The 24,121-nt window shown below is 60.5% G+C and carries 25 protein-coding genes; 7 read left to right on the forward strand and 18 right to left on the reverse strand.

Annotated elements, in window-relative coordinates; all coding sequences use genetic code 11:
- Nucleotides 1-44: 44 nt before the first annotated feature.
- Together ACW9HW_RS08895 and ACW9HW_RS08900 are read right to left on the reverse strand one after the other, a co-directional pair.
- Nucleotides 45-497, reverse strand: a complete 453-nt coding sequence (locus ACW9HW_RS08895; RefSeq protein ID WP_457399490.1) for an REP-associated tyrosine transposase — start codon at nt 495-497, stop codon at nt 45-47.
- Nucleotides 498-707: 210 nt separating this feature from the next.
- Nucleotides 708-1,148, reverse strand: coding sequence for a GlcG/HbpS family heme-binding protein (locus ACW9HW_RS08900; RefSeq protein WP_095195665.1), 441 nt, complete (start codon nt 1,146-1,148; stop codon nt 708-710).
- 268 nt (nt 1,149-1,416) lie between these two features.
- Here ACW9HW_RS08900 and gcl point away from each other — a divergent pair, with 268 nt between their 5' ends.
- Together gcl and hyi are read left to right on the forward strand one after the other, a co-directional pair.
- On the forward strand, nt 1,417-3,192 hold the full coding sequence (gene gcl / locus ACW9HW_RS08905; RefSeq protein WP_095195666.1) for a glyoxylate carboligase: 1,776 nt from the start codon (nt 1,417-1,419) through the stop codon (nt 3,190-3,192).
- 207 nt (nt 3,193-3,399) lie between these two features.
- Nucleotides 3,400-4,182 carry a hydroxypyruvate isomerase gene (gene hyi / locus ACW9HW_RS08910; RefSeq protein WP_457399493.1) on the forward strand — a complete coding sequence of 261 codons (783 nt, stop codon included), beginning with the start codon at nt 3,400-3,402 and terminating at the stop codon, nt 4,180-4,182.
- A gap of 57 nt (nt 4,183-4,239) precedes the next feature.
- On the opposite strand, the gene ACW9HW_RS08915 is transcribed toward hyi, so the two are convergent.
- The 13 genes from ACW9HW_RS08915 to ACW9HW_RS08975 form a co-directional block, all read right to left on the reverse strand.
- Complete coding sequence (locus tag ACW9HW_RS08915; RefSeq protein ID WP_457399495.1) at nt 4,240-5,190, reverse strand: S66 peptidase family protein; 951 nt, start codon at nt 5,188-5,190, stop codon at nt 4,240-4,242.
- Nucleotides 5,191-5,365: 175 nt separating this feature from the next.
- Entirely contained in the window at nt 5,366-6,388 is a 1,023-nt protein-coding gene (gene lipA / locus ACW9HW_RS08920; protein ID WP_095197246.1) for a lipoyl synthase, read from the reverse strand.
- A 1-nt stretch (nt 6,389) separates the two neighbouring features.
- Nucleotides 6,390-7,037 carry a lipoyl(octanoyl) transferase LipB gene (gene lipB / locus ACW9HW_RS08925; RefSeq protein WP_095197245.1) on the reverse strand — a complete coding sequence of 216 codons (648 nt, stop codon included), beginning with the start codon at nt 7,035-7,037 and terminating at the stop codon, nt 6,390-6,392.
- Nucleotides 7,037-7,312, reverse strand: coding sequence for a DUF493 domain-containing protein (locus ACW9HW_RS08930; RefSeq protein WP_077045559.1), 276 nt, complete (start codon nt 7,310-7,312; stop codon nt 7,037-7,039). Before ACW9HW_RS08930 ends, lipB begins: the two co-directional genes overlap by 1 nt.
- A gap of 84 nt (nt 7,313-7,396) precedes the next feature.
- A complete protein-coding gene (locus ACW9HW_RS08935) occupies nt 7,397-8,554 on the reverse strand; it encodes a D-alanyl-D-alanine carboxypeptidase family protein (RefSeq protein ID WP_095197244.1) in 1,158 nt (385 codons plus the stop codon).
- Between the two features lie 184 nt (nt 8,555-8,738).
- Complete coding sequence (locus ACW9HW_RS08940; RefSeq protein WP_457399498.1) at nt 8,739-9,749, reverse strand: septal ring lytic transglycosylase RlpA family protein; 1,011 nt, start codon at nt 9,747-9,749, stop codon at nt 8,739-8,741.
- Nucleotides 9,749-10,759: a lytic murein transglycosylase B gene (gene mltB, locus ACW9HW_RS08945; RefSeq protein ID WP_095197242.1), complete on the reverse strand. Its 1,011-nt coding sequence runs from the start codon at nt 10,757-10,759 to the stop codon at nt 9,749-9,751. Before mltB ends, ACW9HW_RS08940 begins: the two co-directional genes overlap by 1 nt.
- A gap of 17 nt (nt 10,760-10,776) precedes the next feature.
- Complete coding sequence (rodA, locus tag ACW9HW_RS08950; protein ID WP_170948762.1) at nt 10,777-11,880, reverse strand: rod shape-determining protein RodA; 1,104 nt, start codon at nt 11,878-11,880, stop codon at nt 10,777-10,779.
- A gap of 31 nt (nt 11,881-11,911) precedes the next feature.
- On the reverse strand, nt 11,912-13,807 hold the full coding sequence (gene mrdA, locus ACW9HW_RS08955) for a penicillin-binding protein 2 (RefSeq protein ID WP_095197240.1): 1,896 nt from the start codon (nt 13,805-13,807) through the stop codon (nt 11,912-11,914).
- 10 nt (nt 13,808-13,817) lie between these two features.
- Nucleotides 13,818-14,285, reverse strand: coding sequence for a 23S rRNA (pseudouridine(1915)-N(3))-methyltransferase RlmH (gene rlmH, locus ACW9HW_RS08960; RefSeq protein ID WP_007937439.1), 468 nt, complete (start codon nt 14,283-14,285; stop codon nt 13,818-13,820).
- Between the two features lie 9 nt (nt 14,286-14,294).
- The gene (gene rsfS, locus ACW9HW_RS08965) at nt 14,295-14,789 is read right to left on the reverse strand and encodes a ribosome silencing factor (protein WP_008022922.1); all 495 of its coding nucleotides are present in this window, start codon (nt 14,787-14,789) and stop codon (nt 14,295-14,297) included.
- Between the two features lie 73 nt (nt 14,790-14,862).
- Nucleotides 14,863-15,585: a nicotinate-nucleotide adenylyltransferase gene (gene nadD, locus ACW9HW_RS08970; RefSeq protein ID WP_137804380.1), complete on the reverse strand. Its 723-nt coding sequence runs from the start codon at nt 15,583-15,585 to the stop codon at nt 14,863-14,865.
- On the reverse strand, nt 15,554-16,825 hold the full coding sequence (locus ACW9HW_RS08975; RefSeq protein ID WP_457399502.1) for a glutamate-5-semialdehyde dehydrogenase: 1,272 nt from the start codon (nt 16,823-16,825) through the stop codon (nt 15,554-15,556). Before ACW9HW_RS08975 ends, nadD begins: the two co-directional genes overlap by 32 nt.
- Nucleotides 16,826-17,014: 189 nt before the next feature.
- On the opposite strand from ACW9HW_RS08975, the gene ACW9HW_RS08980 reads away from it, so the two are divergent.
- Together ACW9HW_RS08980 and ACW9HW_RS08985 are read left to right on the forward strand one after the other, a co-directional pair.
- Nucleotides 17,015-17,713, forward strand: coding sequence for a DNA-3-methyladenine glycosylase (locus ACW9HW_RS08980; protein ID WP_457399503.1), 699 nt, complete (start codon nt 17,015-17,017; stop codon nt 17,711-17,713).
- A 158-nt stretch (nt 17,714-17,871) separates the two neighbouring features.
- Nucleotides 17,872-19,188, forward strand: coding sequence for a bifunctional DedA family/phosphatase PAP2 family protein (locus ACW9HW_RS08985; protein ID WP_457399505.1), 1,317 nt, complete (start codon nt 17,872-17,874; stop codon nt 19,186-19,188).
- A 35-nt stretch (nt 19,189-19,223) separates the two neighbouring features.
- Here ACW9HW_RS08985 and ACW9HW_RS08990 read toward each other — a convergent pair whose 3' ends face one another.
- From ACW9HW_RS08990 to ACW9HW_RS09000, 3 genes are read right to left on the reverse strand one after another with little or no spacing between them, the layout of a single operon-like run.
- The gene (locus ACW9HW_RS08990; protein WP_095197235.1) at nt 19,224-19,814 is read right to left on the reverse strand and encodes an LON peptidase substrate-binding domain-containing protein; all 591 of its coding nucleotides are present in this window, start codon (nt 19,812-19,814) and stop codon (nt 19,224-19,226) included.
- 11 nt (nt 19,815-19,825) lie between these two features.
- Entirely contained in the window at nt 19,826-20,542 is a 717-nt protein-coding gene (locus ACW9HW_RS08995; protein WP_137804385.1) for an LrgB family protein, read from the reverse strand.
- Nucleotides 20,539-20,904, reverse strand: coding sequence for a CidA/LrgA family protein (locus tag ACW9HW_RS09000; protein ID WP_095197233.1), 366 nt, complete (start codon nt 20,902-20,904; stop codon nt 20,539-20,541). Before ACW9HW_RS09000 ends, ACW9HW_RS08995 begins: the two co-directional genes overlap by 4 nt.
- Before the next feature lie 193 nt (nt 20,905-21,097).
- Between ACW9HW_RS09000 and ACW9HW_RS09005 the strand changes: the two genes are divergently transcribed.
- From ACW9HW_RS09005 to ACW9HW_RS09015, 3 genes are all read left to right on the forward strand, one after another.
- Nucleotides 21,098-21,553, forward strand: a complete 456-nt coding sequence (locus tag ACW9HW_RS09005) for a MaoC family dehydratase (RefSeq protein ID WP_095197232.1) — start codon at nt 21,098-21,100, stop codon at nt 21,551-21,553.
- Between the two features lie 115 nt (nt 21,554-21,668).
- Entirely contained in the window at nt 21,669-23,387 is a 1,719-nt protein-coding gene (locus tag ACW9HW_RS09010) for a C13 family peptidase (RefSeq protein ID WP_095197231.1), read from the forward strand.
- A 26-nt stretch (nt 23,388-23,413) separates the two neighbouring features.
- Nucleotides 23,414-24,055 carry an oxidoreductase gene (locus tag ACW9HW_RS09015; protein ID WP_095197230.1) on the forward strand — a complete coding sequence of 214 codons (642 nt, stop codon included), beginning with the start codon at nt 23,414-23,416 and terminating at the stop codon, nt 24,053-24,055.
- Nucleotides 24,056-24,121 lie beyond the last annotated feature (66 nt).

A 24,121-nucleotide genomic window follows, 5' to 3' on the forward strand; every position in this document is an offset into this window, starting at 1 on the left:
TGGCTTGCCAGCGATGAAGGCAACACGGTTCAAAGTTGTCAGATCTAAACTGCATCCCACAGTGGATAGTCGCCGAGCTTTTCCACCAGACCCGCCCGCAATGGATTGGCCACCACATACCGCGCCAATTTCACCAAATCCTCCTCTCGACGCAGTGCTCGGTCGTGATAACCCTGCTGCCATAGTGGTCCGCGCCTGCCACTGCAATGGTTCACCTCTCGAGTAATCAGGGACTTGGTCTCGCGCATCAATCTGCGCAAGGAGCAGTTTTCCAGCTCGACGAGCCAGTGAAAATGATCAGGCATGACCACCCAGGCCAGAGAGTTCGCCAGCCCGAGATTTTGCGCCCGGCGAAATTGGCCAACAACCAATCTGCCCAAAGCAAAATCGGCGAAAACCGGCTCTCGATGAAGGGTATTGGTAGTCAGCAAATAGATTCGATTGGGTTCGGCATAGCGACCCGTTCGCAGGCGATGTGAAGCGGGTATATCGGGCATTCCTTTGCCTCTTTCATGATGAACTCATGAAAGGCTAGACCTGGAAATGCTGGATGATAATGCAGACTTTTAGCAGGATGTGTCTGGCAGATAGCAATCGCTGGCAAGCCAGCTCCCACAGGGTCTTTTGGTGTATGCAAAATTTACTTACACCGCCAATCCTTGTGGGAGCGGGCTTGCCCGCGATGGCATTCACTCAGGCGCAGCTGATCAAGCAGCAACCCCCGCATCCGCCCTCAACCCCAACGCCTCGATCGCATTGATCGCACACTGTTCATCAACATCCGACAGATCCCCGCTGATCCCCACCGCTCCCAGTACGTTCCCGCCCTGATCGCGAATCAGCACACCGCCCGGTGCCGGTACGACGCTGCCCTGCCCCAGGCTGTTCAAGGCGGCGATGAACGCCGGGCGTTGTTGAGCGTCCAGCGCCAGCAGGCGTGAGCCTTTGCCCAGGGCAATGGCGCCCCAGGCTTTGCCGATGGCGACTTGCGGACGCAGCAGGCTGGCGCCGTCTTCGCGTTGCAGGGTGATCAGGTGCCCGCCGGCATCCAGCACCGCGATGGTCAGGGGGGCGGCGGAGATTGCCCGCCCGGCGTTAATGGCTTCGTTGACCAGGTTGACTGCGACTTTCAAGGTTAAAGCGCTCATGGTGCCGTCCTCATTTTGTTTTTCGGAAAGCCGATGGACTGCGCGTGTGTGCCGCAGTCCGATGCAACAAATAGAACACAATGAATTATTTTTTTGTATACAATAATTATCGAAAAGCGCCACATGCGACGAAAAGCCACAGTGAATCGGGCTTCCGACGAATGAAACGACCGCTTGAGAAAATGGATTGACCTGCGCCGTCCACCGTGAATACACTCTGCGCAAAGCCACTTGTATACAATTACAAAACGTAAAGAGGCACAAAACCATGAGCAAAATGAGAGCAATCGAAGCCGCCGTTCTGGTGATGCGCCGTGAAGGGGTTGATACCGCTTTTGGCATCCCGGGTGCCGCCATCAACCCGCTGTACTCCGCCCTGCAAAAGGTCGGCGGCATCGATCACGTCCTCGCTCGCCACGTTGAAGGCGCGTCGCACATGGCCGAGGGCTACACCCGCACCAAGGCCGGCAACATCGGCGTGTGCATCGGCACCTCCGGTCCTGCCGGTACCGACATGGTCACCGGGCTGTACAGCGCCTCGGCCGACTCGATTCCGATCCTTTGCATTACCGGCCAGGCACCCCGCGCCCGTATGCACAAGGAAGACTTCCAGGCTGTCGACATCACCAGCATCGTCAAGCCGGTGACCAAGTGGGCGACCACCGTCCTGGAACCGGGCCAGGTGCCTTACGCGTTCCAGAAGGCGTTCTATGAAATGCGCTCCGGCCGCCCAGGCCCGGTGCTGATCGACCTGCCGTTCGACGTGCAAATGGCGGAAATCGAATTCGACATCGACGCCTACCAGCCGCTGCCACTGGCCAAACCGAGCGCGACCCGCATTCAGGTAGAAAAAGCCCTGGCGCTGCTGGATCAGGCCGAACGTCCGTTGCTGGTGGCCGGTGGCGGCATCATCAATGCCGATGCCAGCGACCTGCTGGTGGAATTCGCCGAGCTGACCGGGATTCCGGTCATCCCGACCCTGATGGGCTGGGGCACCATCCCCGACGACCACCCGCTGATGGTCGGCATGGTCGGCCTGCAGACTTCGCACCGCTACGGCAACGCCACCCTGCTCAAGTCTGACGTGGTGCTGGGCATCGGTAACCGCTGGGCCAACCGTCACACCGGTTCGGTCGATGTGTACACCGAAGGTCGCAAGTTCATTCACGTCGACATCGAAGGCACCCAGATCGGCCGCGTGTTCACCCCGGACCTGGGCATTGTGTCCGACGCCGCTGCTGCGCTGACCGTGTTCATCGAAGTCGCTCGCGAATGGCAAGCCGCCGGCAAACTGAAAAACCGCAGCGCCTGGCTGCAAGACTGCCAGCAACGCAAATCCAGCCTGCAGCGCAAGACTCACTTTGACAACGTGCCGGTCAAGCCGCAGCGGGTTTACGAAGAGATGAACCAGGTGTTCGGCAAAGACACTTGCTACGTCAGCACCATCGGTCTGTCGCAGATTGCCGGCGCGCAGTTCCTGCACGTCTACAAGCCGCGTCACTGGATCAACTGCGGTCAGGCAGGTCCGTTGGGCTGGACCATTCCCGCGGCGCTGGGCGTGGTCAAGGCTGATCCGACGCGTAAAGTTGTCGCGCTGTCTGGCGACTATGACTTCCAGTTCATGATCGAAGAATTGGCGGTGGGCGCGCAGTTCAAGCTGCCGTACATTCATGTGGTAGTGAACAACTCGTACCTGGGTCTGATCCGTCAGGCACAGCGCGGTTTCGAGATGGACTACTGCGTGCAGCTGTCCTTCGATAACCTGAACGCACCGGAACTCAACGGTTATGGCGTCGATCACGTCGCGGTTGCCGAAGGCCTGGGCTGCAAGGCATTGCGTGTGTTCGAGCCGGCTGACATCGCCCCTGCCCTGCGCAAGGCCGAGGAGATGATCGAAGAGTTCAAGGTCCCGGTGATCGTCGAGATTATCCTGGAGCGCGTGACCAACATTTCCATGGGCACCGAGATCAACGCCGTCAACGAATTCGAAGACCTGGCGCTGGTCGGCAACGACGCACCGACTGCGATTTCGTTGCTCGATTGATCGTTCCCCTTGTGGGAGCGAGCCTGTGTGGCGAGGGGATTTATCCCCGTTAGGGCGCGTAGCGGCCTCAAAACTGAAAACCGCGGCGTATCAGGTACACCGCACAAATTGGTTTACGACTGCTTCGCAGCCGAACGGGGATAAATCCCCTCGCCACACAGGCTCGCTCCCATAGGGGCCGCCCTCACATATTTACGGGAGACCACCATGCCGCGTTTCGCAGCCAACCTGTCCATGCTGTTCACCGAACAGGATTTCCTCGCCCGTTTCGAAGCGGCCGCCAAGGCCGGCTTCACCGGTGTCGAATACCTGTTCCCGTACGACTTCAGCTCTGCCGAAATCAAGGCCAAGCTCGACGCCAACGGTCTGACCCAAGTGCTGTTCAACCTGCCGGCCGGTGACTGGGCCAAGGGCGAGCGCGGTATCGCCTGCCTGCCCGACCGCGTTGAAGAGTTCCGCGCCGGGGTCGACCTGGCGATCGCCTACGCGCAGGTGCTGGGCAATACCCAGGTCAACTGCCTGGCCGGTATCCGCCCACAAGGCGTCGACGATGCCACCGTGGAAAAAACCTTCGTCGCCAACCTCAAGTACGCAGCCGACAAGCTGCAAGCGGCAGGCATCAAACTGGTGATGGAAGCGATCAACACCCGCGACATCCCGGGCTTCTACCTGAACAACACGGCGCAAGCCCTGTCTATTCGCGAACAGGTCGGCAGCGCCAATCTGTTCCTGCAATACGACATCTATCACATGCAAATCATGGAGGGCGATCTGGCCCGCACCCTGCAATCGCACCTGGGCGAGATCAACCATGTGCAGCTCGCCGACAACCCGGGGCGCAATGAACCGGGCACCGGTGAAATCAATTACCGCTTCCTGTTCGAACACCTGGACCGCATCGGGTATCAGGGTTGGGTCGGCTGTGAATACAAGCCGCTGACCACTACTGAAGCGGGTCTGGGCTGGTTGAAAACCCATAACGCGATTTAACGCGATACCTGTGGGAGCGAGCCTGCTCGCGAAGACTGACTATCAGGCGCCTACGATCTATCGCTTGATCACTACATCCTGCTCCAACGCCAACTCCTTGCTCCCCGCATCCAGCCTGACCAGCGCCCCCATGGGCAGTGTCAGGTTCGGATCGCAATGCCCACTGCGCCACCCGGACAACACCGGAATCCGCAGCGGCTCGAATGTCTGCTTGAGCAGGCGCTCCAGCGCAGGCACCTCGACCCCCGCCACATCCCCCACCAGCACCCCACGCAGCTTGGCCAGGGTTCCAGCCAGTCGCAGGTGGGTCAGCAGCCTGTCGACGCGATACAGCGGCTCGTTGATGTCCTCGATGAACAGGATGACACCCTCGGCATCGATCTCATAAGGCGTACCCATGGTCGCGGCGATTATCGACAGATTGCCCCCCAGCAAGCGCCCGTGGGCGATGCCTGGCTCGATCGTGGTCAACGGATAGGCCACGGGGTGCGCCAATACGCTGCCCGCCTTCACTTGCCCGCGCAGCATGTTGAAAAACGAGGGTTCGGTGGGCTTTTGCTTGTCACCCAGCAGATCCGCATTGAGCAGCGGACCATGGAAGGTCACGAAGCCCGCATAACGACTGATCGCCAGATGCAGTGCGGTGATGTCGCTGTAACCGATGAACGGCTTGGCGTTGTTGCGCAACAGTTCAAAATCGATGCGATCAAGCAACCTCGGCGTACCGTAGCCACCGCGCAGGCAAATGATGGCATCGACCTCGGGGTCGGCGAACGCGGTATGCAGGTCGTTGAGCCGCACCTCGTCACTGCCGGCCAGATAGCCATCCTTCGCGTAGACACCGGGAAAAATCTTCAGCGAATAGCCTCGGGCGCGCATCCATTGCACGGCTTTATCGGTGTCCAACGGTGCAGGACCGGCCGGCGCAATGACGCCGATCACCCCCTGCGACGGCAAGGCCGGTACCGGGGTATGAGGACAAAGGGTGTGGGTCGGTCGAACGGTCATCCATGAATCTCCCTGAGTGGAAACTTCAACACACAGTAGTCAGGAACGGGGACAAACAGAAGAGGGTTCATCGCCCCGCAGGTTGCAGGAAACGGCGGCCATTACTGTAGGCAAGGCAAAAAAACGCCCGCAAGACTGAAAGCCTTGCGGGCCATTTTTCATGAGGGGGTGTCGATCAGGACGACATCAGCTCAGCCTTGACCAGCTTCGCTTGCTCGTCGGCATGGTACGAGGAACGGACCAGCGGACCGGAAGCGACGTTCTTGAAGCCCATTTTGTAACCTTCCTCGGCGAACCAGGCGAACGTGTCCGGGTGCACGAAGCGCTGTACCGGCAAGTGGCTACGCGACGGTTGCAGGTACTGGCCCAGGGTCAGCATGTCGATGTCATGCTCGCGCATGCGCTTCATGACTTCGATGACCTCGTCGTCGGTCTCGCCCAGACCCAGCATCAGGCCGGACTTGGTCGGAATGTGCGGCATCATCTGCTTGAAGCGTTGCAGCAAGGTCAGCGACCACTGGTAGTCCGAACCCGGGCGTGCGGCCTTGTACAGGCGTGGCACGGTTTCCAGGTTGTGGTTGAACACATCCGGTGGCTCGGCGGCAGTGATTTCCAGCGCGATGTCCATGCGGCCACGGTAGTCCGGCACCAGGGTTTCGAGCTGCACGTTCGGCGACAGCTTGCGGATTTCACGGATGCAGTCGGCAAAGTGCTGGGCACCGCCGTCGCGCAGGTCGTCGCGGTCTACCGAGGTGATCACCACGTACTTCAGGCGCAGGTCGGCAATGGCAATGGCCAGGCTTTCCGGTTCGTTGACGTCCAGTGGTTTCGGACGGCCGTGGCCGACGTCGCAGAACGGGCAGCGACGGGTGCAGATGTCGCCCATGATCATGAAGGTCGCGGTGCCGCCGGAGAAGCATTCGCCCAGGTTCGGGCAGGATGCCTCTTCGCAGACGCTGTGCAGCTTGTGTTTGCGCAACAGGGCCTTGATGCGGTCGACTTCCGGAGATACCGGAATGCGCACACGAATCCAGTCAGGCTTTTTCGGCAGCTCGGTGGTCGGGATGATCTTTACCGGGATGCGTGCAACCTTCTCGGCGCCGCGCAGCTTTACGCCGGCTTCAACCTTGGCACGCGGGGCCGGACGCTCGGTGACATCCAGCGTCGGGATCATGGTTTGCACTGCATCAGTAGTCATATCAGTCGATTCCGCCCGTCAGGGTCGTCTGCTCAGCATAGTCGAGGTGTTTGACGAGCTGCGCGCGCAGCCGGGCACTTACCTCGGCAAATTCAATCGATCCTGCGTGATCGCTCAGCTGGGTCATCGCCAGCCCGGCGTAGCCGCAGGGATTAATCCGTCGAAACGGTTCCAGGTTCATATCCACGTTCAGGGCCAGGCCATGAAAGGAACAACCGTGGCGGATCCGCAGACCCAAAGACGCGATCTTCGCGCCGTTGACATAGACACCCGGTGCATCGGGCTTGGCCGCCGCCGTCACACCGTAGCTGGCGAGCAGCTCGATCAGGCACGACTCCATGCGAGTCACCAGGTCACGCACGCCAAAACCCAGCTTGCGCACGTCCAGCAACAGGTAAGCCACCAGTTGCCCGGGGCCGTGATACGTCACCTGGCCACCGCGATCGACCTGCACCACCGGGATATCTCCCGGCAACAGCAAGTGTTCGGCCTTGCCGGCCTGGCCTTGGGTGAAGACCGGTGGATGTTCGACCAGCCAGATCTCGTCGGCGGCATCGCTGCCGCGCTCATTGGTGAAGCGCTGCATGGCATGCCAGACCGGCTCGTAAGCCATCTGGCCGAGCTCGCGAAAGCCCAGCGTGCGAGACATCACAGCACCATATGCACGAAGCCGGTAGCCCGCAGTTCGCTGTTGATGTTGTACAGCTGGTCCTGGTCGGTGGCGACGATGTGCAACTGAATCGTGGTGTATTTACCGTTACTGCTTTGACGCTCGTCCACACGCTCATCATTGATCTTTGCGTGTTTTCTGACGATGTCGATGATCTTGTCCTTGTTGCCCACACCCGTGTCGCTGATCACCTTAACCGGGTAATCATTGGCAGGGAATTCGATCTTAGGCGCCTTTACTTCGGTATCGGTCATGGCGTAACGGCCTCGTAAGCGTAAGCCGTGGCGACGGGCATAGCCCCGAGCCGGATCAGCGCGGGGCCATGCAGGTGCACACTATCAGTTGAACAAGCCGTAGAAGAATAGACGGATGCTATCCCACATGCGACGGAAGATACCACCCTCTTCGACGCCATCCAGAGCGATCAGGTCGGCGCTGTGCACCACCTTGTCCTCCAGTTTGACTTCGACTTTACCGATCACATCGCCCTTGGCGATTGGCGCAATCAGTTGCGGGTTCATGGTCATGCTGGCGGCGAGCTTTTTCAGCTGACCTTTAGGCAGGGTCATGGTCAGGTCTTGAGCCAGACCCGCCTTGATCTGGTTGGTGGAACCTTTCCAGACAGGCGCCTGGGCCAGTTCGGTGCCCTTCTGATAGAAGGTCTGGGTTTCGAAGAAACGGAAACCGTAAGTCAGCAGTTTCTGGGTTTCGGCGGCGCGAGCCACTTCGCTGTTGGTGCCGAACACCACGGCGATCAGACGCATGCCATCACGCACGGCCGAAGACACCATGCAGTAGCCCGCTTCGTCGGTGTGACCGGTTTTCAGACCGTCGACGGTCTTGTCGCGCCACAGCAGCAGGTTGCGGTTCGGTTGCTTGATACCGTTCCAGAAGAACTCTTTCTGCGAGTAGATCGCGTAGTGAGCCGGGTCTTCGTGGATGATTGCGCGCGCCAGTACCGCCATGTCGTGAGCCGACGAGTAGTGCTCAGGGTTCGGCAGACCGGTCGGGTTCATGAAGTGGGTGTTGGTCATGCCCAGGTCGGCAACGGTTTTGTTCATCACGTCGGCGAACGCGTCTTCGCTGCCGGCGATGTGCTCGGCGAGCGCAACACTGGCGTCGTTGCCCGACTGGATGATGATGCCGTGCAGCAAGTCGCTGACAGTCACCTGCGAGCCGACCTTGATGAACATCCGCGAACCGCCGGTACGCCAGGCGTTTTCGCTGACGGTCACCGGATCGTTTTCACCGATCTGGCCACGACGGATTTCCAGGGTCGCGATGTACGCTGTCATCAGCTTGGTCAGGCTGGCTGGCGGCAGACGCTGGTCACCATTGTTTTCGACCAGCACGTTGCCGCTGCTGGCGTCCATGAGCACGTAGGCCTTGGCGGCCAGTTGCGGTGGCGACGGCATCATCTCGACCGCGAACGCGGCAGGTGAGAGGAGCAGCGGGACTAAAAGGCACAGGCGTTTGGCAAAGGTGGTGATGTTCATCCGTCTCTCGAAATCGCTAATGGAAACTTGCCCGAAGGCAAAAACTAATCAGACAGCTTCTTAAGGGCTGTCGCGTGTTCAGCTGCTCACTCTGTAACCCTTGCCGGGTTTTTGTTCTTAGACGAGCCAACAACCTGGTTCATCCCCCAAAACCGCAGATGAACCGTCAATCAAGTCCTACGTATTACTCAGTCACAACGCTCGGCGAACCCAGATTGGCCAGGCGCACACTGTTCTGCACTTGCTGGATTTCACCCGGCGAACCGATCGGCCCCAGGCGAACCCGATGCAGCGTCTGTTGATTGCGCACGATCGAGCTGATGAACACCGGAGCGCTCACCATCCCGCTGAGCTTCGACCTCAGGAGTTCTGCAGCGTCCGGGTTGGCGAACGCGCCCACCTGCAGATACTGGCCAGAGGCTGGTGCAGAAGCGTTTTTTTTTGCATCGGCAAGTTGTACGGGAATAACGGCGGCGGCGTGTTGCTGCGGCGGTGGCGTCCATTGCTCGACGGTACCGGCCGAAGCCGTAATCACCGGCGCGCTATTCTGCGCGACTTGCGGCTCGTTGAGCATTAAAGGCGCCGGACGGCCTTTGGCGGCCCACCACTGTTGCGGGTCGATACCTTCGACCTTGACGCGCGCGGTGCCGGTTTCGGCATAGCCGAGTTTCTTGGCGGCCGCGTAGGACAGGTCGATGATCCGGTCCGAATAGAACGGCCCGCGGTCGTTTACCCGCAGGATCACAGTCTTGTTGTTGTCCAGGTTGGTCACCCGGACGTAACTCGGCAGCGGCAAGGTCTTGTGCGCGGCACTCATGCCATACAAGTCATAGACCTCGCCGTTGGCGGTGTTCTGGCCATGGAACTTGGTGCCGTACCAGGACGCCGTGCCCGACTGCACGTAGGTCTTGGACTCTTGCAACGGAAAATAGGTTTTGCCCAGCACCGAGTAAGGGGCGGCCTTGTACGGGCCGGTGTGCAGGGTTGGTGTGGCGTCCGGGATGCGTGAAACGTCGACGTCCCACCAGGGCGCGCCATCCTTGTGGGCACGGTTGATGTCCAGCCCCGGCGTCGCGCGCACAGCGGTGGAGGACTTTTGTGTTGGTGCGCGACTGGTCGAACAACTGGCGAGCAGCACTGCCAGCGCGGCAAATGCCATCAGCTTCAGGGGTTTATTGATAGGCAATGCCCGCATTACTTGACGCCCCGTGCTTGGACCAGCTGTTCAGACAGTTGATGTACGGCCATGGCGTACATCACGCTGCGGTTATAACGCGTGATTGCGTAAAAATTCTTCAGGCCCATCCAGTACTCGGGGCCATTGTCGCCTTCCAGGCGAAAAGCAGTAACCGGCATATCATCGCGCAGCGCATCATGACTTGACCAGCCCAAGGCCCGCAACTCTCCGACGGTCTTGACCGGCTCGATACCCGTGGTCAAACCTTCATCCACCTGGTCGCCCCGCACATCGGCGCGGCTGACCACCGGTTCCCCGGCAACCCAGCCATGACGCTTGAAGTAACTGGCAACGCTGCCGATCGCATCGTCCGGGTTGTTCCAGATATTGATGTGGCCGTCACCGTCGAAATCCACCGCATAGGCGCGAAAGCTGCTGGGCATGAACTGCGGCAAGCCCATGGCGCCGGCGTAGGAGCCCTTGAGGGTCAACGGATCGACCTGCTCTTCCCTGGCCAGCAACAGGAACTCGCGCAACTCCTTGCGGAAAAATTCGGCACGGGGAGGATAGTCGAAACCGAGGGTCGACAACGCATCGATCACACGGAAATTACCGGTATTTCGGCCGAAAAAGGTCTCAACACCGATGATCGAGACGATGACCTGCGCCGGTACGCCATAGTCCTGCTCGGCGCGGGCCAGTACGGCCTCGTGCTGACGCCAGAAGTCCACGCCACGGGCGATGCGCGCATCGGTGATGAACATCGGGCGATATTCATTCCACTGCTTGACCCGTTCGGCGGGTTTCGAAATAGCGTCCAGAATCGATTGCTTGCGCTCGGCCTCGCGGAACACCCCCATCAGCTGTTCGCCGGCGAAACCGTAGTCGCGGGTCATTTCACCGACGAACTCAGCCACCTGGGGCGAGCCTTCGTAATCGCCGGCCAACGCTTGCTGCGCAGTGCCAAGGATGCTTACCAGGCCGACCCACGGCGCGTATCGAGTCGCCCAGCCACGCATTACTTGCATTGAACTCTTCACCTTATTCAAACCTGCGCGATCCACTTGCGATGGGTATGGATCGACATCAAAACCCCAAACGCTGACAGCAGCGTCACCAGCGAAGTTCCTCCGTAGCTAATGAACGGCAACGGCACCCCCACCACCGGCAACAGGCCACTGACCATACCGATGTTGACGAAAACATATACAAAAAACGTCATGGTCAGGGCGCCCGCCAGCAACTTGCCGAACAAGGTCTGGGCCTGGGCGGTAATCACCAGGCCACGACCGATCAACAGCAGGTAGATCAGCAACAGCGCGCAGATGCCTACCAGGCCGAACTCTTCGCCCATGACCGCAATAATGAAGTCGGTGTGGCTTTCCGGGAGGAAATCCAGGTGTGACTGGGTACCCAGCAGCCATCCTTTGCCAAATACGCCGCCGGACCCGATGGCAGCCTTGGACTGAATGATGTTCCAGCCGGTGCCCAATGGATCGCTTTCAGGGTCGAGGAACGTCAGCACTCGCTGCTTCTGGTAGTCATGCATGACGAAATACCACATGGCGATCGCCACCGGCACCGTTGCCGCCAGCACGCTGAGAATCCAGCGCCAGCGCAGGCCCCCCATGAACAGCACGAACGCGCCCCCGGCCAGGATCAGCAGCGAAGTGCCGAGGTCCGGTTGACGCACGATAAGAATGAACGGCACGCCAATCAACATAAGGCTGATGCCCACATGCTTGAGCTGTGGCGGCAAGGTACGCTTGGAGAGGTACCAGGCAATGGTCGCCGGCATCAGGATCTTCATGAACTCCGATGGCTGGAAGCGGATGACACCGGGGATGTTGATCCAGCGCGTGGCGCCCATGGCGTTGTGGCCCATGACGTCCACCACCACCAGCAACAGCACGCCAATGACATAGCCGACCGGCACCCAGCGCGCCATGAAGCGCGGCTCGAACTGGGCAATGACGATCATCGACACCAGGCCGATGCCGAATGAAGTGGCCTGTTTGGCCAACAGATCCCAGCTTTTGCCACTGGCGGAATACAAGACAAACAGGCTGCCGGCAGCCAGTGTCAGAAGCAGGATCAGCAACACACCGTCGATATGCATTCGTTGCAACAGCGTCGCGCGACGCCGCATCACATCCTCGCTGGAGAGCATGCGATCGAAATTATTCTTCACGGGCCGTAGCCTCCGCGCTGATAGGGTTGGCGTACTCGGCCTTGAGGTGGCCATCCTGGTCCAGCAACCAGGCGTCCATGACCTGACGCACCACCGGTGCGGCCACGCCGGAGCCGGACTCGCCGTTCTCGACCATCACCGAGACCACGATCTTCGGGTCATCAGCCGGTGCGAAGCCGACGAACAAGGCGTGGTCGCGATGGCGTTCCTGCACCTTGGAGCGGTCGTACTTCTCACCCTGCTTGATCGCGACCACCTGGGCCGTACCACTCTTGCCGGCGATCCGGTATTGCGCACCGATCGAGGCTTTGCGCGCAGTACCACGGGCGCCATGCATCACCTGCTGCATGCCATGGTTGACCCGGGTCCAGTCCGCCGGATCGCGCAGGATGATGTCCGGCATCGGGTTCTGATCCACCGGTTTCTCGCCTTCAATGGTCTTGGCCAGATGCGGACGATTCCAGATACCTTTGTTGGCCACCAGTGCCGTGGCCTGGGCCAACTGCAACGGCGTTGACTGCATGTAGCCCTGACCAATCCCGAGAATCAGTGTCTCCCCCGGGAACCACGCCTGACGACGCGTCGCGCGCTTCCATTCCCGGGTCGGCATCAACCCCGGCGATTCTTCGAACATGTCCAGGGAGACTTTCTGACCGATACCGAACTTGGTCATGTAGGCCGACAACCGATCGATCCCCAGCTTGTGCGCCAGGTCATAGAAGTAGGTATCGTTGGAACGCATGATCGCCGTATCGAGATCAACGAAACCGTCACCGGTACGGTTCCAGTTGCGGTATTTGTGATCGTAGTTGGGCAGCATGTAATAGCCCGGATCGAACACCCGGGACGAGGCTGTCACCACGCCCGCGTCCAGTCCGGCAATCGCCACCGCCGGCTTGATCGTCGAGCCCGGCGGGTACAAACCACGCAGCACGCGGTTGAACAGCGGCCGGTCGATGGAATCGCGCAGTTCGGAATAGGCCTTGAAGCTGATGCCGGTGACAAACAGGTTCGGGTCGAAACTCGGCTGGCTGACCATCGCCAGTACCTCACCGGTTTTCGGGTCCAGTGCCACCACCGCGCCGCGGCGACCACCCAGTGCGGCTTCGGCGGCTTCCTGCAATTTGATGTCCAGGCTCAGGACAATGTCCTTGCCGGGGATCGGATCGGTACGCTTGAGTACGCGCAGCACGCGGCCCCGGGCGTTGGTTTCGACTTCCTCGTAACCCACCTGGCCGTGCAGCTCCGGTTCGTAGAACCGCTCGATGCCGGTTTTGCCGATGTGGTGGGTGCCGCTGTAATTGACCGGATCGAGGGACTTCAGCTCTTTCTCGTTGATCCGCCCCATGTACCCCACCGAGTGCGCAAAGTGCGCGCCCTGTGGATAGTGACGAACCAGTTGCGCGACCACTTCCACCCCCGGCAACCGGAACTGGTTCACGGCGATCCGGGCGATCTGCTCTTCGGTCAGCTCGAACAGGATCGGCACCGGCTCGAACGGCCGGCGCCCCTGACGCATGCGCTTCTCGAATATCACCCGGTCCTCGGGCGTCAGCTCCAGCACCTCGACGATCACGTCGAGCACCTGTTGCCAGTTGCCGGAACGCTCGCGGGTCATGCTCAGGCTGAAGCTCGGCCGGTTGTCGGCAATCACCACGCCGTTACGGTCGAAAATCAACCCGCGAGTCGGCGGAATCGGCTGCACATGGACGCGATTGTTTTCCGACAGGGTCGAGTGGTACTCGTACTGGATCACCTGCAGATAATACAGGCGCGCGATCAGCACCCCGATCAGTGCCACCACCGCGATTGCCCCGAACACGACGCGGCCACGCACCAGACGGGCGTCTTTTTCGTGGTCCTTGATTCGGATCGGCTGGGACATGAGGGCAGAATTACTTGTGGTAAGGGTGGCCGGACAACACGGTCCAGGCACGATACAGCTGTTCGCCGATCAGAATGCGCACCAGCGGGTGCGGCAACGTCAATGGCGAGAGCGACCAGCGCTGATCGGCGCGTGCACAGACTTCAGGCGCCAGCCCCTCGGGGCCACCGACCATGAAATTCACCGTGCGCGAGTCCAGCCGCCAGCGATCGAGCTCGACCGCCAGTTGCTCGGTACTCCAGGGCTTGCCGTGGACTTCGAGGGTGACAACGCGCTCGTTCGGCCCGACCTTGGCCAGCATGGCTTCGCCTTCCTGACGGATGAAGCGTGCCACGTCGGCATTCTTGCCACGGGTGTTGAGCGGTATTTCCACCAGTTCCAGCGCCAGCTCGGACGGAAGACGCTTGGCATATTCATGCCAGCCTTCTTCCACCCATTTGGGCATGCGTGAACCGACGGCGATCAGTCGCAGTCGCACAGCCGTTCCTTATTCCTGGTCTTTGTTGAGCTTGTTGAAATGCTCGTGACCAACTTCAGGGCTGTGGTGTTTGCCATCGGCGGCACGGCTCTGCTCGGCACCTTTCCACAGGCGCTCCAGGTCGTAGAACTGGCGGGCGTTGGAGGTCATCATGTGAACGATCACGTCGTCCATGTCCAGCAACACCCAGTCGCTGTCGCCTTTGCCTTCTTCACCCAGCGGCTTGATACCCAGGGCTTTGACGGCTTCGCGGACCTTGTCCAGCATCGCGCCGATCTGACGGTTGGAGGTACCGGTGGCGATGATCATGTAGTCGGTGATGCTCTGCTTGTCGCGAACGTCGATGACCAGCACGTCCTGGGCCTTGACGTCTTCCAGGGCCGCGACGGCAATCTTGACCAGTTCGTCGCCTTTTGGCGGCTCGGCAGCGAGGACTTTCTCAGGCAGCGGGGCACTCTTGAACGTGCCTTTGCGCTTAACTTTGTTTACGTCGTTGTTCGTCATATAAAACTCGTTTTGCTCGTATGTTCGGGCGCTTCAATACACGTTGTTGCCACGTGCCTTGAGGCACTCCTCTTCAGTTCGACGCACGGTAAAGTCCGTGCGCATCGATGTAGGCCAGGACCGCGTCGGGCACCAGGAAACGTACCGACTTACCGCTGGCCAGCAGTTGACGGATCTGGGTGGCGGATACCGCGAGCGGTGTCTGCCAGACGAATGCAATCTGTCCGCTCGGCCCCTTGAGGGCCAGCGGGTCGCTCACCGAGCGTGCTGCCAGCAGGTTGCGCAAGGCATCCGGCGGTTCGCTGTCGGCATCCGGGCGTTGCAGCACCAGGATGTGGCAATGCTGGAGCAACTCTTCCCAGCGATGCCAAGTGGGCAGGCCGCAAAACGCGTCCCAGCCCAAAAGCAGAAAAACCTGGTCATCCGCAGCCAGTTCGGCACGCATCAGTTCCAGGGTATCGATGGTGTAGGACGGTTTGTCCCGCTGCAATTCGCGGGCATCCACCACCAACGGCGCCACACCGGCCACCGCGCACTTGACCATCGCCAAACGGTCCTTTGCCGAAACTTGCGGCGTGTCCCGATGGGGCGGCCTGGCACTGGGCACCAGACGCAGCTCATCGAGCGCCAGCGATTCGGCGACTTCCAGCGCGCCGCGCAAATGGCCGACGTGCACCGGGTCGAAGGTCCCGCCCAGTACACCAATGCGGCGAGGTCGAGGCACGCTGGCGGTTACCGGGGCTGACGGGTCGAGGTCGCCCAAGTCAGACCGGCTCCTGTCCGCGCAACTGGCCATCACCGACCACGACGTACTTCTCGCAGGTCAAACCTTCGAGGCCGACCGGGCCACGGGCGTGCAGCTTATCAGTAGAAATGCCGATCTCGGCACCCAATCCGTATTCAAAGCCATCGGCGAAGCATGTCGGGGTATTGATCATCACCGACGACGAGTCGACTTCAGCTACAAAACGCCGGGTGTCGCCCTGGTGTTCGCTGACGATCGAATCGGTGTGGTGAGAGCCGTAATGGTTGATGTGCTCGATGGCCTGCTCCAGTCCGTCGACCACACGGATAGACAGGATCGGCGCCAGGTATTCGGTGCTCCAGTCTTCCTCGGTGGCCGGCAGCGCATCGATGATTGCCCGGGTGCGTTCGCAGCCGCGCAGTTCGACGCCTTTTTCGCGGAACTGGGCAGCCATCGACGGCAGGAAATCTTTGGCAACGGCTTGATCGACCAGCAGCGTTTCCATCGCACCGCAGATGCCATAGCGGTAAGTCTTGGCATTGAACGCAATGCGCTGGGCTTTCGGCAGGTCGGCGTGGGCACTGACGTAAACGTGGCAGATGCCGTCCAGATGCTTGATCACGGGCACCCGGGCATCGCGACTGACTCGTTCGATCAGACCGCGACCGCCCCGGGGCACGATGACGTCGACGTATTCAGGCATGCTGATCAGCGCACCAACGGCGGCACGGTCGGTTGTTTCGACCACTTGCACCACGGCAGCCGGCAGATCGGCTTCAGCCAGGCCGCGCTGGATGCAGGCGGCGATGGCACGGTTGGAATGAATGGCTTCGGAGCCGCCGCGCAGGATGGTCGCGTTGCCGGACTTCAGGCACAGGCTGGCGGCGTCGATGGTCACGTTCGGCCGCGATTCGTAGATGATGCCGATCACACCCAGCGGCACGCGCACCTTGCCGACCTGAATCCCGGACGGCCGATAGCTCATGTCACGGATGGCGCCGACAGGGTCCGGCAGCGCAGCTACCTGACGCAGCCCCACGATCATGCTGTCGATACGGGCCGGGGTCAGCGCCAGGCGTTCAAGCAGCGCCGGTTCCAGACCATTGGCGCGGCCGGCTGCCAGGTCCAGCTCATTGGCGGCGGTCAGCTCGGCGCGGGCAGCGTCCAGCGCGTTGGCGGCGGCCTGCAGTGCGCGGTTCTTCTGCGCAGTGCTGGCACGGCCGATGACGCGGGAAGCTTCGCGGGCAGCGCGACCCAGGCGGGTCATGTAGTCAAGAACGGACTCAGTCATGGTCTGGAGTGGTCTTTGATAAGGTCTTGGTAAAGAGTAAAGCGGCAGATTATAGCTGTCGTGTCTCCCGACTAACAGCGGTGACGGGCGGATGGTCGAAATGGAGGGCAATTTGCCGACGTTCAGCCGGGATTAAGCTGCAAATTGTTATCATCACGACTCAATCAGCCCTGATAAACGCCGTTCATCATGTCCAACCTGACTGTTCGAGCGTCCGCCGCGAGCCCGCCCAAGGGCCTTCCGGACGCGTTTTTCGACCGCGACGCGCAAGTTCTGGCCCGGGATCTACTGGGCAAAGTCATCCGCCATCGGGTCGGCGACCTCTGGCTCAGTGCCCGAATCATCGAGACCGAAGCCTATTACTGCGCCGAAAAAGGCAGCCACGCCTCCCTGGGCTATACAGAAAAGCGTAAGGCTTTGTTTCTGGACGGTGGCCACATCTATATGTATTACGCCCGCGGCGGCGACTCTCTGAATTTCAGCGCCCAGGGGCCGGGCAACGCGGTACTGATCAAGTCTGCCTATCCGTGGGTCGACGAACTGAGCGGACCGGCGAGCCTGGCACAAATGCTGTTGAACAACCCCGACGCCCAGGGCCGCCCTCGCCCGTCGCAAAAGTTATGTGCCGGGCAGACTCTACTGTGCAAATCTCTAGGTTTGAAGGTACCGGCGTGGGATGCCAAGCGCTTCGATCATGAGGTGTTGCTGGTAGAAGACGTCGGCCAGACGCCCGCCCACGTCATCCAGGCCACGCGACTGGGCATTCCCCATGGGCGCGACGAACACCTGATGTACCGCTTCGTCGACGCCTCCTACGCGGCCTGGTGCACGCGGAACCCGCTGCGAAGGGGGCAGGTCGAAGGTCGCGATTATTTTGTGCTGTCCTGACCTTGACCTGGACTTGAAGCAAAAGAAATCCCCTGTGGGAGCGAGCCTGCTCGCGAAGAGGCCAGCACACGCACCATCTTTGTTGACTGATAGTGCGCATTCGCGAGCAGGCTCGCTCCCACAAAAAAGGCATTTGAACATTCAATGGAGTTGTATTTATGGGCCCATGGCTCGATAGCGTGACCGGTTGGCTGACGGTCAACCCGCAATGGCTGGCGGCAGCGGTGTTCATCGTGGCCTTCGTCGAATGCCTGGCGATTGCCGGGTTGATCGTTCCCGGCACGGTTTTGCTGTTCGCCGTGGCGGTACTGGCCGGTAGCGGTGCCCTGTCACTGAGCGAAACGTTATTGCTGGGTTTCCTCGCCGGCGTACTCGGCGATGTGGTTTCTTATTTTCTGGGGCGTCATTTCCATCAGAACATCCGGCGCCTGCCAGGCCTGCGCCATCACCCGGAATGGATCGCCGGGGCCGAGGCGTACTTTCAGCGGTATGGCATCGCCAGCTTGCTGGTCGGGCGCTTTATCGGCCCTTTGCGTCCCATGCTGCCCATGGTGGCCGGGATGTTCGACATGCCGTTCCCGCGTTTTTTTGCCGTCAGCCTGCTGGCCGGCGCAGGGTGGTCAGTCGCGTACCTGCTGCCCGGCTGGGCCACCGGCGCAGCCATTCGCCTGCCGTTGCCTGAGGGCTTCTGGCCGCAGGCCGGGATCGTCGCCGGCAGCATTGCGCTGATGGTCGGACTGAGCGCTACCAGCAGCCTGCGCAAGCACCGCAAGGCGACGATGTTCATTACCGGGATGAGCTTTCTGATTCTGGCGGGGCTGTTTATCGGCTTCGCGCACCTGACTGCCCTCGATCAGGGGCTGATGACCCTGGTGCAGGAGCATCGCAGCCCGACGCTCGATGAAGTGGCGGTGGTCTTCACGCTGATCGGTGAATTCCGCAACATGCTGATCTTCAGTGCCTTGCTGGTCGTGCTGCTGCTGATCGCCCGACAATGGCGCCAGGCGATCTTCGCTTGCAGCACGCTGTTGTTCACTGCGCTGGGCAACACCGCGACCAAACACTTTTTCGCCCGTATGCGCCCGGAAGTGCTGAGCGACCCGCTGACCAGTTACAGCATGCCCAGCGGTCATGCCTCGGGCGCCTTCGCACTGTTCCTGACCCTCGCCGTCCTCGCCGGCCGTGGACAACCGCCACGGATGCGCTTGACCTGGCTGCTGGTAGGTTGCTTGCCGGCACTGGCGATCGCCCTGTCGCGGGTGTACCTCGGGGCGCATTGGCCGACCGATGTGCTGGCCGGCGCGATGCTCGCGGCCTGCGTCTGCGCAGCAAGCCTGTGGCTGATTCAGCGCCGCACGTCACTCAACGCCATGCCGCCCAGGATCTGGTGGCTGGTGTTGCCTTCGCTGGTGGCGCTGTTCGGATTCTTCGTATTGCGGCATTTGCCGCATACGATGTTGCGGTATGCCTATTGAAGGTCAAAAGATCGCCGCCTGCGATCTTTTGACCGTCAAGCAAACAACTCACCCTGCAACTCATCCAGCAGCGCCTGAATCGCATCCAGCCGCTGCTGCGGATCATCGAGTTGCAGCAGGTCGATCTTGTCCAGTTCGGCGAACGGCAACAGGTACGCCAACTGATTGGCCAGCGACTGTTGCCCGGTCGCTTCGGTGCCCATGTTCAACGCTTCGACCATCGGGTGTTCGGCCAGGGCCTTGAGCAGGGCCACCAGATCAGCGTCTTCATCCTGCAACGGTTGCTCGGGCTCTTCGTCCAGCCACTCGACTTCGGCCACGATCAACTGATCGCGTTGCACGTCGGTGCGCAACACATGGAAGCGCCGACCGCCCTGCACCCGAATGCCCAGCAGGCCGTTGTCCTGTTGCTTGAAATCGGTGATCAGCGCTTCGCACCCGACCAATGCGTAACCTGCCGGGGCGATGCCGACCTCTTCGCCGTCAAGAATGCACACCACGCCGAAGCCGCCACCCTGTTTCATGCAGCGACCGATCATGTCCAGGTAACGCGCCTCGAAAATCTGCAGATCGAGGATGCAGCCTGGAAACAGCACCGTGTTCAGCGGAAAAAGCGGCAGACTCATAGACATTTCCTTCACACCACCATCGACACCGCCAACGGCAGCAACACCGCCGTGGCCACGCCCATCAAACTCATTGCCAGCGCCGCAAAGGCGCCGCACTCGTCATTTTCCTGCATCGCCACCGCCGTGCCTACCGCGTGGGCCGTCATGCCCAACGCCATGCCTCGGGCCTCGGGGCTGCGAACCCCGAGCCGGGTCAACAGGCTCGGGCCGAAGATCGCGCCAATCACGCCAGTGATCAATACGAACACCGCCGCCAGCGCCGCAACACCACCGATCTGCTCGGCCACCAGCATCGCAATAGGCGAAGTCACCGACTTCGGCGCCATGGTCATCAGGATCATATGTTCAGCCCCGAACCACCAGCCCAGCAATACGCCCATGCCTGTGGCAACCACACCGCCTACCACCAGCGTAGTAAATATCGGCCAGAACAACTGCCGAATCCGTCGCAGGTTGAGGTATAGCGGCACGGCCAGTGCGACGGTGGCCGGGCCGAGCAGGATACTGAGGATCTCGGTGCTCTTGCGGTACTCGGCATACGTCAGCCCGCAGCCTACCAACACACCGATCACCAGCAACATGGAGACCAGCACAGGCTGCAAAAAGATCCAGCGGGTTTTCTCGAAAGCTGCCAGAACCAGCTGGTAGGCGCCAAGGGTAATGCCGATGCCGAACAACGGATGATGGATCACCGATGTCCAGGCACCCTGCCAGTCAAGGATCATGGGTTGTCCTCACGCGGGTGGCTGTGGCGCTTGATCAGGCGCTGCATCAGCACACCCGCGAACGCCATGGACAGCACCAGCGACAACACCAGCGCCCCGACAATGGCCCAGAAATCGGCGGCGATGTCTTTGGCGTACACCATCACCCCCACCGCCGGCGGCACCAGCAGCAAGGGCAGATAACGCAGCAGGCTGCCGGCCGCCTGGTTCAGGGGCTCACCCACCTGACCCCGGCTGATCAGGTACACCAGCAGAAGCAGCAGGCCAATGATCGGCCCCGGCAACACCGGTAAAAACAAATGGTTGATGGCTGTGCCAAGCAATTGGAACAGCACCAGCCAGGTCAAACCTCGTAACAACATCCCTCATCTCCCGCAAACCACCCGCAATGACGGGCCGAGCATTATAAGCACGCCTGCCGTATACATCGGCATTCGCCAAAAGCATGGTCGGTTGACCGGAGCAATTTGCCATGTTGATCTAAAGTGGTAATCCGGGAGGTCAAATCCCCCCACCTCAAAACTATAAAACCGATGAACACCAAGGAGAGTCTCAATGCCCTATGTTCCAGTTGCAGAGCTCAATGATTATGTCGGCAAGGAACTTGGACGTTCCGAATGGCTCACGATCGATCAGGAGCGCATCAACCTGTTCGCCGAAGCCACAGGGGACTATCAGTTCATCCACGTCGATCCTGTCAAAGCGGCACAGACGCCATTTGGCGGCACCATTGCCCACGGATTCCTGTCGCTCTCGTTGATCCCGAAATTGATGGAAGACATCCTCATCCTTCCAGAAGGTGTGAAGATGGTGGTCAATTATGGCCTGGACAGCGTGCGTTTCATTCAACCGGTCAAGGTCGATTCGAAAGTGCGGCTCAAGGTCGATCTGTCCGAAGTCACCGAGAAGAAACCTGGCCAATGGCTACTCAAGGCCATCGCCACCCTGGAAATCGAAGGTTCGGACAAACCGGCGTACATCGCTGAATCCTTGTCGCTCTGCTTCGTGTAAACCTTCCCGGATGCGAAGCAGCTCAGGCTGTTTCGCACCTGCTGCTTTTTTCTACCGACTGTATATGGACACATAGCTGCGGCATACTCGGTCGCCTAATTGCCCGGAACCCGCTATGCGCCTACTTGCACTCCTTGCCCTGACCCTGATGCTCACCGCTTGCGGCGACGGCGAATCGCCGCTGCCTCCCGACGCTCGCCTGCCGGACGGCGGACGCTATCGCGGTGACCTGGTCGATGGATTGTTGCAAGGCCAGGGCCGCATCGATTACCCGAACGGCAGCTGGTATGCCGGCGAGTTTGACAAGGGACAATGGCATGGCCAGGGCGAATGGCACGGCAGCAACGGCGAGGTCTATCGCGGGCAATTCAACAAAGGCCTGTTCGATGGCCAAGGTAGCCTGAGAACGAATGGCAGCAGCTACAACGGTGGTTTCAAGCTAGGCCGGCGCGACGGCGAAGGCACCCTCAAAGAAAACGGCATGACTTATCGTGGCGAGTTCAAGGCCGATCAGTATTCAGGGCTCGGTCGCCTGGAACTCGAAGACGGCAGCGCGTACCAGGGTCAGTTCGCCCACGGTAAACCCAACGGCGAAGGCCAGCGCGGTGACGGTAATGGCAATCAGTTCACCGGGCACTTCGTCGACGGCCAACTGGAAGGCAACGGGACATTCAACAGCGCTGACGGCGACATCTATGTCGGTGGCTTCAAGAACAATCAACTGCACGGCAAGGGTCGCTACGAAAACGCGGACGGCGATGTCTGGCTGGGTCAATTCAAGGAAGGCTCACTCAACGGCAAAGGCGAGCTGATCGGCGCCGACGGCAGCCATTACATCGGTAACTTCAACGACTGGCGTTTCAGCGGCCAGGGCCGCTTGAACCTGGCCGACGGCAGTTTCTACATCGGCCAGTTCGACAGCGACACCTATTCCGGTCGCGGCACCTTGGTGCTGACGGATGGCTCGGTGCTCAGCGGCACCTGGATCAACGGCCAGCGCGTGCGCGACGCCGATGGCAAGTTGCTGCCCGACACCCTCGAACTCGGCCTGCTGGCCCAGGGGCGGCTGCTCGAAGATGCATTAAGCAACGTACCGGCCTCGACCCCGGCGGTCGAGCTGTACACCCTGACCCTGGGCGGCGACGGCAAGCAGAGTGTGTTCCTGCGAGAATCCGACTACGTGGCCAACATGCTCACCAGCCGTTTCGGTGCCTTTGGCCAGATCCGCCTGGTGAACCATCGCGATCACCTCGGCGACCGGCCGATGGCCACCCGGGAAAATCTGCGCCGCGCATCCGTGACCCTGGCCGAACGCAGCGGCCCGGAAGATCTGATATTCATCTACCTGACCAGCCACGGCACCAGCGAGCACGAACTGGTACTCGACCAGCCACGCATGGAGCTGGCCGACCTGCCGGCCGACGAACTGGCCGCGGTGCTCGCCCCCCTGAAAAACCGCGACAAGGTCATCGTGATCTCAGCCTGCTACTCCGGCGGTTTCATTCCCGCCCTCAAGGACGAACGGACGCTGATCATGACCGCTTCGCGGGCCGACCGCGTATCGTTCGGCTGCTCGGAAGAAGCCAATTTCACCTACTTCGGCGACGCCCTGTTTGCACAGGCCTTGAACCAGACAGACGATCTGGAACAAGCCTTCAAACTGGCCAAGGCCACCGTCGCCGAGCGCGAACTGGCCGATAACTACGAGGCCTCCGAGCCGCAGATCTGGGCACCGAAAACCGTACTGTCACACTGGCAATTGTTGCGTAAACAGCAGGCACGCAAAGCGCTGCAAAATGTCTCGATTGACAGCAAGGATACAAAGAACAACTAAGCTGACAGTATCAAGGGAGAAACACTATGTACTTGACGCCTCAGCACGTATTGCTTGCCGGAGCCACTGGTTTGACCGGTGAACATTTGCTCGATCGTCTGCTCAATGAGCCAACGATTTCACGGGTACTGGCACCCTCACGCCGCCCCCTGGCCGAGCACCCTCATCTTGAAAACCCGGTCGGCGACCCGGCGGTGTTTCTGTCGCAGTTGAACGGTCGCGTCGACATCGCCTATTGCTGCCTCGGCACCACCATCAAGCAAGCCGGCTCGGAGGAGGCATTTCGCGCGGTGGACCTGGACATGGTGGTGGCATTCGCCAAACGTGCGAGGGAGATGGGCGCCCGGCACCTGATCGTGATCAGCGCATTGGGGGCCGACCGCAGATCTCCGATTTTCTACAACCGGGTTAAAGGCGAGATGGAGTACGCATTGCGGGCACAGAACTGGCCACAGCTGACCATTTGCCGACCTTCGCTGCTGCTGGGCGAGCGCCTCGAACGACGGGCGGCCGAGCAATTCGTCGGACCGTTGTCCCGATTGATCCCTGGCAAGTACCGCGGCATTGAAGCCTGCCAACTGGCCCGTGCCATGTGGCGCCTGGCGCTGGAAGAGCAGGATGGGATCAGGATTGTCGAGTCGGATGAGCTGAGAAAGCTGGGCAAGTAATCTGCGGACTTGTGGCGAGGGAGCTTGCTCCCGTTGGGCTGCGCAGCGCCCCTCTCTTGGGGCCGC

This window comes from Pseudomonas sp. SDO5532_S415, from assembly GCF_054071155.1.